The following is an 11285-nucleotide window of genomic DNA, read 5'->3' as shown; positions in this document are numbered from 1 at the left end:
CATTTACAACACATGAAAAAAGTATTATCCCTACTGCTGGCCGTAATGATGTTTGTGAACCTGGCGAATGCACAGCAGGACCCAAAGGCAGGCAAAATTCTGGACCAGATGAGCCAGAAGTACAGAAGCATGAAAGGCTTTAAGGCAACGTTTGCACAGACACTGGAGAACCCATCTGCCAAAGTGAAAGAAACCATGGAAGGCGATATTCTGGTGAGTGGCCCCAAATACAGACTGGCAGTAAGCGGCCAGGAAGTGATTAACGACGGCAAGCTGATGTGGACCTACCTGAAGGATGTGAACGAAGTAACCATTACCGAAAACGACGCGGAGGCAGAAGCCATGTCGCCAAGTAAGATTTTCGATATGTATAAGAAAGGCTACAAGTATGCCTACGCCGGCACCGAGAAGCAAGGCGCTGAGGTGTTTGACGTAATTGAGCTGTCGCCTGAAGACCGTAACAACCCGATCTTCAAAGTGCGTCTTTATATCAACCAGAAAGACAAGACTCTGAAAAGCTGGCAGATGTTCCGTAACAACGGTAACCGCTATACCTATACCATCAAGAACTTCCAGGCAAACCCTGCCTTGGCCTCTGATGCCTTCAGCTTCAATAAGGCAAAGTACAAAGGCGTGCAGGTGGTTGACCTCAGATAATCCGACCGAATTATGATCATAGAAAAGAGCTGCTCCGTTTGGGGCAGCTCTTTTTGTTTGCATTTACCGACCTTCCGCTACAAAAACTTTTGCGCCTGCCCGTAAAAATGTAGCTTTGCTATACCTGAAACTTAGCTCCTATACCTATCATGACCAGAGAAAAGCTGTTTGAGCAGATCCTCCAGAAAAAATCATACCTGTGCATCGGCTTGGACACCGACCCGAAACGACTGCCAGAACACCTGATGGACGCCGAAGACCCTGTGTTTGAGTTTAATCGACAGATTATAGAAGCCACGGCCGATCTGTGTGTGGCCTATAAACCAAACATCGCTTTTTATGAAGCACAAGGGCCAAAAGGTTGGGTTAGTTTGGAGAAGACATTGGAGGTTATACCTGAAGAGATATTTACCATAGCGGATGCCAAGCGTGGAGACATCGGCAATACCTCTGAGCTTTACGCGAGGGCCTTCTTCGAGACAATGAACTTCAATGCCGTGACGGTAGCGCCTTACATGGGTTCGGATTCTGTGAAGCCTTTCCTGGTGCAGCCCGGCCGCTGGGTCATTCTGTTGGCCCTTACCTCTAACCCCGGTAGCCAGGACTTTCAGATGCTGAAGCTATCGGATGGCAATGAGGAGTATCTTTTTGAGCAGGTGCTGCGCGAGAGCGCCAATTGGGCCAGCGTTGGGCAGATGATGTATGTAGTTGGGGCTACACAGGCAGAATATATCGAGCGAGTGCGTGCCATTGTTCCTAACCACTTTCTGCTGGTGCCGGGGGTGGGCGCGCAGGGCGGTAGCCTGGAGGAGATTTCCCGATTGGGCATGAACCAACAGTGCGGACTGTTAATAAACTCTTCCCGCGCCATTATCTATGCCTCGTCTGGCCGCGATTTCGCAGATCGTGCCCGTGAGGCTGCTTTGGAAGTTCAGAAAGAAATGGAGCAGTACCTGGAGCAGTATGTAATGCATTTGTAGCATAGCACGGCAGCAACACCCTTTTAACAAAAAAACCGCCATGCCTGTGCGTATTAGCCAGGGCATGGCGGTTTTTTTGTTAAAAGGGTGTTGGAAATATCCTGTTTATGATAGCTCAAAAGCTTTGATTTTTTGTGGCTATACCTGTTGCGGTTGTAATAAGTTGAATATCAAATATTTGTGCAGGTGATGAGGGTTTGTGCCCGTCTTTGAATGGGTATAGTCGTGTTATTACTCGTGTATGCACGGCTATTCAGGGGATTTTAATTGTGCGTAGTAGGTATAGATATTAAAAATATTCAATAAAGTGGGCTTGCAGGCTGCGACAATCCAGGAAATTTCTGTGGAATTAGCTGCTGTGTTAAATCTGCCCGTTTCTTTTTGGGAGATTCTAAATATTTGCGGAAATAATCAGGGAATTGTATATATTGAATTAAGAATTGAAATAGGGCTAAAAAGGCCTTTAAAGCTGGTTTTAAACAGGTTAGGCCAATTAAGCTAGACTATAGAACCTCCGCATATATGGCAGATAAACGTCACAGTGACGTTTATACAGTAGTTACCTGCAAGGCAAAACAACGACACGACAATGAAGAAACTAACGATAATACTTTTGACTTTCACCTTTGCATTGACGGCATTAGGACAGACCTATGAACCTCAAATTTTAATATTGACACCAAATGAGTTGAAGTTTGACAAGTCATTTGAAAAAGATGTAAAACAAAAAAACAAGGAACTATCTAAACGACCTGAAAACAAAGAGCAAGCTGACTATTTAAAATCTGAAGAGTTTAAAAAACAGCCTGAAAACATTCAAAAAATAACACAGTCGGGAATGGAGTTTACAGAGAAACTCGATTTATCAAAACAGGCAAGTTTTATTGCACACCAATATTTGGCTTATCGTTTTTACGAACGATTCCCAAACCTTCTAATTCTACTTTCAAATTCGAAATCAAGCGGTAATTTGACAGAATTAAAGAAAATCGCAGATACGGATAAATTGCAATACATTTTGAACTTTTCAAGTATAGAACTATTTAAAAAAGACGAAATAAGTTTTGCGAAAATATCCGTTCAGCTATATGACAATTTTTCTCAAACCTTTTTGATAAATTCCGAATATGAAGGAGATTGGACAAACCCAGGGTTTGAATTTGCTTGTACCGACCAATCTATTGACTGCACAATCAGCAACGCTTTATCCAAAGCACTTGGAGATGTAATCTATCAAGTCGCTTCAAATAGTCCTACAATAAAAAGAGACCGTGAACTCGCACAACTTCGTTTTGAGGAGCTTGTTTCAAAGTATTATTCAAATACTAGCGACAAAGAGTTTTTAAAGCCAATAATTCCTCAGCCTGACAGCAAAATTCTTTTAAAAGACCAATATCAAATTTTACTAGATACCTCACAAACTAAGTTTGTTGCCTTTTTCATAGAACAAGTTTCTGCTCAGGACTTCAAAGCTATGAAGGACAACAAGAGAGATAAAAATGTAAATATCATTTCAAGCAAAGACATTAAAGATGAAGGTTTCTTGGATGACATTCCCCAAACTTACGCATACATTGTCAAGGGAGTAAAGTATAATGGAAAATGGTTTTACGAAAAATCCAATGTCACCTACTTTGAAGCTCAAAATCTCGATGAAGGCAAACGGAAATATTTCTACAACCTTACAAAATGGAATTTTTTCAAAGAAAACACAACTGAATTTAATCCTGACTTTTGGGAGACGAGTTTGTTTAAAAAAGTAAAAGACCTCAAGCAAGAACCCGATTGGGATGAATACGGAGAGACGATTTGGAAAACTCAAGAAAAAAACGACCGACCGTATATTGGACAATATGAGATAGTTGCAAACCAACTTAAAAAAGAAGCAACCGAAAAAGCAAAGAACTTCGACCAAAATATAATTGATGACATAATTCGACCGCTTTCTGAACGAATCAAGATGGAAGGGAATTACGAGCTTGTTTCTTTAAACCAAATGTCAAAGGACTATTTACTTATTTACCCAAATGACAAATCTATTCTACTAACCCCAGTTAAAGTCAAAGAAAAAAATGGTGAAATGTTCCTAAGATACTTTGTTCTAATTCCAAACAAAGACAACTATGACATTTATGAGTGGAACTATTTAGAACCTAAAAAATTTAAGAATATACAGATGGGACCAAGTTTTATGGACCAAATCAATACTTTGACAACTTGGAATTTCGCATATAAAAACTTGGACGACAAGGAATTTTGGGATAAGTATGTAGTTGTTAAGTCTAATGGGGAATACAAATATTTAAAAGAAATAAAATGAAAGCCCAGCAGGTAACAATGTATATAAAAAATAGGCGAGTTAGTAATAAACCCAAGGCTTTTAGCTCGTATCAAACTTTGTGCTTAACCGAAAGTTTAGTGCTTCTTAATCGCCTACTTTTCATATACTAACCGTTACGGGAAATAAAGAATTATTAAAAGGCTATATTTTTTTATAGATTATAGTAACTTTTAAGTTACATTTACTGTTGCAAATACAGCAGATGGAGAAAATCAGAGAAATCATTGCTTACAAAAACTACTTTGAAGATTTCTTAAAAGAGCAGCCCGTAAAGGTGCAGGACAAGATATTCAAGATTTTGGAAGCAATAGAAACACTTAAGCAAGTGCCTCAGAATTATCTGAAGCATTTGACAGGCACAGAAGGACTATATGAAGCACGCGTGCAACTTGGTTCCAACATTTGGCGGGTGTTCTGTTTTTTCGACGAAGGCAAGCTAGTCATCTTGCTTAACGGCTTTCAGAAGAAAACACAAAAGACACCAAAGAAAGAAATTGATAAGGCACTACAATTAATGGCTGAATATTATGAAGGGAAAAGATAAAGAAAGAGAAGTTAGTTCTTGGGCAGACATCAAGAATAGAGTGTACGGAATAAAAGGCACAGAGAGACGTGATAACCTTGACAGGGAGTTTGAATCTTTTAAAATTGGACTTGAATTAAAAAAGGCCCGTGAAGCTCGACATCTTACACAGCAGGAGTTAGGGGAAATCATTGATAAGAAAAGAACTTATATATCTAGAGTTGAAAACGACGGGAGCAACCTTACGCTCAAAACCTTATTTGATATAGTTGAAAAAGGTTTAGGGGGAAAGGTTAAAATTTCAATTGAATTGTAAAAGAAGAATTACTACTCCGTAACCAAGTTCAGCCGTGCCCCTCGCTACGCTGCGGATCAAATTCGCAGCATAAGTTTTTAAAGAAAATACCAGTAGGGTTTCTCTCTTTTTGATGTTGTTGGTATTTGTCACTTAGCTGGCTATTGAAATCGGTAACGACAACGACATGGGCGCATCATTCTTGCATATTGAAATACCACAACATTTATAACTCAGTCGGGCCAACCCTGAGCTCAAGGCCGATAGGCAAAATTTCTTATAATGATCATAAAAAAACCGGAGTCAAAAGAAGAGTTTGAACAGATATTCAAACTCAATTATGAAACTTTTGTGGAGGAAATACCTCAGCATGAGGCAAGGCAGGACAGGAAACTGATCGATCAATTTCATTCAAAAAATAATTACCTGATTGCTGTCAAAGATGAGATCGTGATTGGGATGGTGAGCTATAACACGCAAAGACCGTTTTCACTTGATAAAAAGAAAGTTGAGATAGATAGTTTGATTCCGGAAGGTGCCAAAGTAGTCGAAATAAGACTGCTCGTCATAGATAAGAAATGGAGGAAAACGCGTGTTACTTTTCAGATACTTAAAAAACTATTTGAGCTTGTAACTGCTCAGGATATTACACTAGGCTTCATTTCCGCAGCTTCAGGACGACTCGATTTTTATAAAAAGATTGGATTTGTTCCTTTTGGTGAGATGGTTGGAAAGCAGGGTGCATTTTATCAACCCATGTACATAAATGAATCCAGCCTCCATAATATTTTCCCTAAATGATAAACCTTACGACAGGCCCAATAGCATTACATCAGGAAGTTACAGAAGCCCTATCCGCTCCAAGCATATCGCATCGGTCTCCCGAATTCAAACAGCTGCATCAGGAGATCGTTGACACCATGTGCCAACATTTAAACACTAAGGAAACATTTGTTTTGCAGGGGAGTGGCACACTTGCTAATGAGGTGATGATATGGCAGATTAAGTTGCTCGGAGGCCAGGGGATTATCATGTCCAACGGCGAATTCGGTTTGCGCCTGACCGAACAATCTGAAAGGGCAAAACTCAATTTCGTAGCCCATGCTATACCATGGGGAGAAGAATATTTGTTGCGTGACATTGAACTCCTCCTTGATTCTACCAACCCTGACTGGATCCTTTTTACACATTGCGAAACTTCAACAGGAATCGAAAATAACCTGGAAGCCATCGCCAAGATCGCTCATAAAAGGAACTGCAAAGTCTTCGTGGATTGTATCAGCAGCATTGGAACCAAGCCCATAGACCTGTCGCATGTAGCCATGGCCACTGGGTCATCAGGAAAAGGGCTATGCTCACTCTCGGGCATAGCCCTTGTTTTTTCGAACATAAAGCCACTGGGAAATTCTGAAATCCCGAAATACTTTGATCTTCAGATTTATGAAAGTAACGAAGGGATCCCTTTTACCCTTTCCTCAAATCAGTTAAAGGCACTGCATGTTTCCATTAAGAAAACAATGAACGTGGATTGCTGGAAAGGCAAAGACACATACGCTGAAAAGATTTACAGTGCATTACAACCATTTGGGATAATTCCGTTTGCCACGAAGGAATCCAGGGTCTTTACCATTGTTCAGTCAGAAGTTAACAGCGAAGACCTGTATTTGAAGCTTAGCCAGTCTGGTGTATTATTGAGCTGTCAAAGCAGGTACTTAAGAGAGAGAAATTGGATACAGTTAACCCTTCTCGGACTTCATGAGGAACATGAGATCGATTTTGTAATCGAAGCCCTTAAAGAAGCGCTGCACCTGACAAAGAACAGTGAGCATTTGCACCTAGAGGAGTGCACGCACACCATCGCGTAGTCCTTGCAAAACGCACTAAAGCAAAAAAGGCTATACCTGCAGGTATAGCCTTTTTGATTACTTCGCTACGGTTCGTTCAATTTCCCGCAGGTTCTCCATTTTTTTGTTTCTAAGGAAGCCGTTGATGTCCTCAAAGTGCTCACGTATACGCTTGTTGCCAAATTCAAATACCTTATCGGCCAGCCCGTCCAGGAAGTCGCGGTCGTGCGAAACCAGGATAATAGTGCCGTCGAAAGCCTTCAGGGCATCTTTCAGGATATCTTTGGTTTTGATGTCGAGGTGGTTGGTCGGTTCGTCCAGGATGAGCAGGTTAACCGGCTGCAGGAGCAGCTTGATCATGGCGAGTCGGGTTTTCTCACCACCCGAAAGTACTTTCACCTTTTTCTCGATGGTGTCGCCGCTGAACATGAATGCACCCAGCAGGTCTTTCACACGGGTACGCGCATCACCCACAGCAATCTCGTCGATGGTCTGGAAAACGGTCAGTTCGCCATCGAGCAGGGAGGCTTGGTTCTGGGCAAAGTACCCGATCATGCAGTTGTGTCCCAGTTGCAGATCGCCTTCAAAATCGATCTCGCCCATAATGGCTTTTACCAGCGTAGACTTACCCTCGCCGTTCTTGCCCACAAAGGCTATTTTCTCGCCCCGGTTGATGGTCAGGGAGGCGTCTTTGAACACGGTATAGTCACCATATTTCTTGGTGAGACCATCCACGATTACCGGGTAGTTACCGGAGCGTGGCGCTGGCGGGAATTTGATATTGAGAGCAGAAGTATCTACTTCGTCCACCTCCACAATCTCCATCTTCTCCAGCATTTTTACACGCGACTGCACTTGCAGCGTCTTGGAGTACGTGCCTTTAAAGCGGTCAATAAAGGTCTGAATATCGGCAATCTCTTTCTGCTGGTCGTCGAACTGCTTCTGCTGCTGTTCGCGGCGCTCTTTGCGCAGCTGCAGGTATTGGCTATACGGTACCTTATAATCGTAAATGCGGCCCATGGTCACCTCAATGGTGCGGTTGGTGATATTATCCACGAAGGTCTTGTCGTGCGAGATCACGATCACAGCCTTGGCATTGTTCACCAGGAAATCCTCGAGCCACTGAATGGATTCGATGTCGAGGTGGTTGGTCGGTTCGTCGAGCAGGATCAGGTCCGGCTTTTGGAGCAGGATTTTGGCTAGCTCAATACGCATGCGCCAGCCACCGCTGAACTCTTTGGTAGGGCGTGAGAAATCTTCGCGCACGAAGCCCAGACCTTTGAGCGTTTGCTCAACTTCAGCATCAAAATTTATTTCTTCGATAGAGTAGTATTTCTCACCCAGTTCCGATACCTGCTCGATGATTTTATAATAGTCATCAGAGTCGTAATCGGTGCGGGTTTCCAGTTGCGCGTTCAGCTCATCCATCTGCTTTTTCATGTCGAGCACCTTGGCAAAAGCCTTGGATGCTTCCTCGAACACGGTGCAGTTGTCTTCTGTGAGCAGGTGCTGTGGCAGGTAGGCGATCACGGCCTCTTTTGGAGCCGATACCTTACCACGGGTAGGTTTGTTTACACCCGCAATAATTTTGAGCAGCGTAGACTTACCTGCTCCGTTTTTTCCCATCAGGGCGATACGGTCGTTTTCATTGATGTTGAAGGCAACATTACTGAAAAGGGCCGCCCCATTGAACTCCACGCTTACCGCGTCAACTGAAATCATAATCGTTTAATTTTAAGGCTGCAAAGATAGGGAAGTTTGGGAGTTAGAAAGTTAGAAAGTTTAGGAGTTTGGAAGTTAGAAAGTTGTAGGGTGACTTTGTGGGGACGTGGCGCGACCTGCCCGAAGAGTATTTCGGTATAAATGGTCTGAATCAGGATTTATATATCTTTTCTTGTTCTGAAATTTACCACCCATTTTAAAATTCAGGTATATGTGGTCTTTTCTCCAACTTTCTAACTTCTCAACTTTCTAACTTTTTAACTACTAAATCTTTTCCCTCGTAAAACTTTCCCAACTCACAACCACCGCCCATGAAAGAAGAGTTCCTGCACTACATCTGGCAGCATCAGTATTTTGACAAAACCGACTTGTGTACTGTAGAGGGCGAACCGGTACAGGTGCTGCGGGTGGGCATGTACAACACCGACGCCGGACCTGACTTTAAGGAAGCCCTGGTGAGAGTAGGGAATGTGGAATGGTCCGGAAGTGTAGAGATACATTTGCGGGCAACGGATTGGCGGCGGCACCAGCACCAGCTCGACTTCAAATACAACCAGGTGGTGCTGCATGTGGTATGGGAAGCCGATGAAGCCATAAGACGCCCCGATGGCAGCCTTATACCTACTCTGGAGCTGAAAAACAGAGTGAACCTGGCCCTGCTGCAAACCTACGAACAACTACGCCGGGCACCCTTTGCTATACCTTGTGCCGCCTTCTGGCCGCAGGTGCCCGACATCACCAAGACCATGATGCTGGGCCGGGCCCTCACAGAGCGGCTGGAGCTGAAAGGGGAAGAGGTGTTGCAGGTATACCGGCAACTGGGCAACGACTGGGAAGCAACAGCCTACCAACTGCTGTACAAGGGATTTGGGTTTAAGATCAACCAGGAGCCTTTCGAGCGATTAGCGAGGGCGTTACCCGTGCAGGTTGTTCGTAAGCATTATAACAACCAGTTTCAACTAGAGGCGCTGCTGTTTGGGCAGGCAGGCTTTTTGGATAACCTAGGTGATGAATACAGCATAGCCTTGGCTAAAGAGTATGATTATCTCAGCCGGAAGTATGGCATAAAAGAACAGGCCATGCAGCGCCACCACTGGAACTTCCTGCGCATGCGTCCTGCCAACTTCCCGACCGTTCGTTTGGCACAGCTAGCTGCTTTGCTCACTAAACACAAAAGCCTCTTCTCGACCATCATCCAAACCGAAAACCCCAAGGCGTATGATGCCCTGTGGCCGGCGCCGGTGTCGGCTTATTGGCAAAAACATTATACCTTTGGGGCAGAGTCCCGGGCAGTGCAGACGCAGTTGGGCAAGCCTAGTGCCCAGAACCTGACCATCAACGTGGCGGTGCCGCTGCTGGCGGCCTATGCCAGCCACACCCAGGAGATTGGCTACCTGGATAAAGCGGTTGGTTTGCTGGAAAAGGTGAAGGAAGCATCGAACCGGATTACGCGGCAATATGAGGAACTGGGTTGGAAAGCTGCCTCTGCCGCCGACAACCAGGCCACGCTCGGACTCTACAAACGCTATTGCCAGCCGGTAAACTGCCTGCGCTGCGCCATCGGCAACAAGATCATGAAGCAAAATCTACCTACTGCGTGAGTATACTGATTAACAGCCTGAATCTGCTGGCACTGGCCGGTCTGGTTTGGTGGCTCTGGAAGCAGGATTGGGAAAAGCCGATCCGGGCCTACTTTTTTCCTGCCCTGCTGCTCAAGCTGGGCTGCGGGTTGCTGTTAGGTATACTGAGCTTTCATGTGTTTGATAAAGGCGATACGCAGCTCTACTACAAGCGGGCCCTGCTCATGACCGAGCTGGCCCACGAGCAGGGGATGGGCACCTACCTGCGCTACCTGCTGCTCAACGACCCTACCGATACCTCGCTGGCAGCATTGCAGCGGCCTTTTTACGAAAGCGCCTGGAACATGCCAAGGCTGCTAAGTATCCCCATGTTGCTGACCAACGGCAACTATTACATCAGTTCGCTATACCTGTCTTTGTTCAGTTTCACGGGCCTGTGGGTTCTGGTGAACGCCATTTCACGCTACTTTCCCGCTACCACATGGGCTGCGCTCATCGGGTTTATCTTTTTTCCTTCGGTGCTATACTGGGGGGCGGGCGTGACCAAGGAGAGTTTCATGATGGGGGGGATGGGCCTGGTGCTGGGAAGCTTCATGCATCTGTTAAATACGGCTGACAAAAAACGTATTTTATTATACTTTACGCTGTTTTTGCTGGGCCTATACCTGGTCTGGCTGGTGAAGTACTTTGTAGCTGTGGCACTGGTGCTCACGTTGGTGCTGTGCCTGCTGCTCAAAGCGGTTTTCTATACCCGGAGGCTGGCGCACCTGCACTGGCTGCCGAAGCTGCTGGGCCTGACAATACTGTTTTCAGGTATAGCCTACCTGGGTACGCAACTCAATCCCAACCTGCATCTCGAGAACCTGCCCGATGTGGTATACCGGAACTACCAGACTAGCCTGCTGGCTTCGCAAGGCAAGCCCCGTATCGATTTTCCTTTCCTGGAGCCCACTTACCTCAGCTTTGCGCTGCATTCGCAGTTGGCCTTTATCGGCATGCTCTTCAGGCCGTTTATCTGGGAAATCTATAGCCTGCGGACTTTGGCGGCGGCATTGGAGAATACGGTGCTGCTTCTGTTGGTTTTCGGTTTCCTGCGCGACCTGTTCTCAGAAAGCAGGTGGAAATGGCGGCATGGTTATCTCCTGATTGCGGTGCTCGTCTTTGTATTCGTGATGGGGACTTTGCTGGCCTACAGCATGCCAAACCTGGGTACGCTGAGTAGGTATAGGGTGGTGGTGCTGCCTTTTGTGGTACACCTCTTGTTTATGTGCAGAACCAACCAGGCTTTGCTGGCACAGCTCTTCCCCCGGAATGAGTTTCAAACCGCAGCAGATTAGCATTAT

Annotated in this window: 10 protein-coding genes; 9 read left to right on the top strand and 1 reads right to left on the bottom strand. The window is 45.0% G+C overall.

Going from position 1 to position 11285, the window contains the following annotated elements; all coding sequences use genetic code 11:
* The first annotated feature begins 12 nt into the window (after window positions 1-12).
* The 7 genes from H9Q13_RS12040 (at window position 13) to H9Q13_RS12010 (ending at window position 6661) form a co-directional block, all read left to right on the top strand.
* Window positions 13-657, top strand: coding sequence for a LolA family protein (locus H9Q13_RS12040; protein ID WP_191184058.1), 645 nt, complete (start codon window positions 13-15; stop codon window positions 655-657).
* 149 nt (window positions 658-806) lie between these two features.
* Window positions 807-1637 carry an orotidine-5'-phosphate decarboxylase gene (pyrF, locus tag H9Q13_RS12035; RefSeq protein WP_191184057.1) on the top strand — a complete coding sequence of 277 codons (831 nt, stop codon included), beginning with the start codon at window positions 807-809 and terminating at the stop codon, window positions 1635-1637.
* Between the two features lie 589 nt (window positions 1638-2226).
* Window positions 2227-3957 carry a hypothetical protein gene (locus H9Q13_RS12030; RefSeq protein WP_191184056.1) on the top strand — a complete coding sequence of 577 codons (1731 nt, stop codon included), beginning with the start codon at window positions 2227-2229 and terminating at the stop codon, window positions 3955-3957.
* 223 nt (window positions 3958-4180) lie between these two features.
* Window positions 4181-4522: a type II toxin-antitoxin system RelE/ParE family toxin gene (locus tag H9Q13_RS12025; RefSeq protein WP_191184055.1), complete on the top strand. Its 342-nt coding sequence runs from the start codon at window positions 4181-4183 to the stop codon at window positions 4520-4522.
* A complete protein-coding gene (locus H9Q13_RS12020; RefSeq protein ID WP_191184054.1) occupies window positions 4506-4817 on the top strand; it encodes a helix-turn-helix domain-containing protein in 312 nt (103 codons plus the stop codon). The genes H9Q13_RS12025 and H9Q13_RS12020 overlap by 17 nt, the downstream gene beginning before the upstream one ends.
* A 261-nt stretch (window positions 4818-5078) precedes the next feature.
* Window positions 5079-5597 carry a GNAT family N-acetyltransferase gene (locus H9Q13_RS12015; protein ID WP_191184053.1) on the top strand — a complete coding sequence of 173 codons (519 nt, stop codon included), beginning with the start codon at window positions 5079-5081 and terminating at the stop codon, window positions 5595-5597.
* The gene (locus H9Q13_RS12010; RefSeq protein WP_191184052.1) at window positions 5594-6661 is read left to right on the top strand and encodes an aminotransferase class V-fold PLP-dependent enzyme; all 1068 of its coding nucleotides are present in this window, start codon (window positions 5594-5596) and stop codon (window positions 6659-6661) included. The genes H9Q13_RS12015 and H9Q13_RS12010 overlap by 4 nt, the downstream gene beginning before the upstream one ends.
* Before the next feature lie 57 nt (window positions 6662-6718).
* Here the strand turns inward: H9Q13_RS12010 and H9Q13_RS12005 are convergent, their stop codons facing one another.
* A complete protein-coding gene (locus H9Q13_RS12005; protein WP_191184051.1) occupies window positions 6719-8362 on the bottom strand; it encodes an ABC-F family ATP-binding cassette domain-containing protein in 1644 nt (547 codons plus the stop codon).
* A gap of 311 nt (window positions 8363-8673) precedes the next feature.
* Between H9Q13_RS12005 and H9Q13_RS12000 the strand changes: the two genes are divergently transcribed.
* Both H9Q13_RS12000 and H9Q13_RS11995 read left to right on the top strand, forming a co-directional pair.
* Window positions 8674-9963 carry a DUF2851 family protein gene (locus H9Q13_RS12000; protein WP_191184050.1) on the top strand — a complete coding sequence of 430 codons (1290 nt, stop codon included), beginning with the start codon at window positions 8674-8676 and terminating at the stop codon, window positions 9961-9963.
* Window positions 9960-11279, top strand: coding sequence for a hypothetical protein (locus H9Q13_RS11995; RefSeq protein ID WP_191184049.1), 1320 nt, complete (start codon window positions 9960-9962; stop codon window positions 11277-11279). Before H9Q13_RS12000 ends, H9Q13_RS11995 begins: the two co-directional genes overlap by 4 nt.
* The last annotated feature ends 6 nt before the right edge of the window (window positions 11280-11285 follow it).

The organism is Pontibacter aquaedesilientis (assembly GCF_014773225.1).
GTDB classification, from domain to species: domain Bacteria; phylum Bacteroidota; class Bacteroidia; order Cytophagales; family Hymenobacteraceae; genus Pontibacter; species Pontibacter aquaedesilientis.
Note: the sequence above shows the minus strand (reverse complement) of the source record. Positions and strands in the feature narration are given on the sequence as shown.

Bases quoted from the DNA above. Each gene is read 5' to 3' on its own strand.
- H9Q13_RS12040 (WP_191184058.1), top strand. From the start codon at position 13: ATGAAAAAAGTATTATCCCTACTGCTGGCCGTAATGATGTTTGTGAAC.
- pyrF (WP_191184057.1), top strand. From the start codon at position 807: ATGACCAGAGAAAAGCTGTTTGAGCAGATCCTCCAGAAAAAATCATAC.
- H9Q13_RS12030 (WP_191184056.1), top strand. From the start codon at position 2,227: ATGAAGAAACTAACGATAATACTTTTGACTTTCACCTTTGCATTGACG.
- H9Q13_RS12025 (WP_191184055.1), top strand. From the start codon at position 4,181: ATGGAGAAAATCAGAGAAATCATTGCTTACAAAAACTACTTTGAAGAT.
- H9Q13_RS12020 (WP_191184054.1), top strand. From the start codon at position 4,506: ATGAAGGGAAAAGATAAAGAAAGAGAAGTTAGTTCTTGGGCAGACATC.
- H9Q13_RS12015 (WP_191184053.1), top strand. From the start codon at position 5,079: ATGATCATAAAAAAACCGGAGTCAAAAGAAGAGTTTGAACAGATATTC.
- H9Q13_RS12010 (WP_191184052.1), top strand. From the start codon at position 5,594: ATGATAAACCTTACGACAGGCCCAATAGCATTACATCAGGAAGTTACA.
- H9Q13_RS12005 (WP_191184051.1), bottom strand. From the start codon at position 8,362: ATGATTTCAGTTGACGCGGTAAGCGTGGAGTTCAATGGGGCGGCCCTT.
- H9Q13_RS12000 (WP_191184050.1), top strand. From the start codon at position 8,674: ATGAAAGAAGAGTTCCTGCACTACATCTGGCAGCATCAGTATTTTGAC.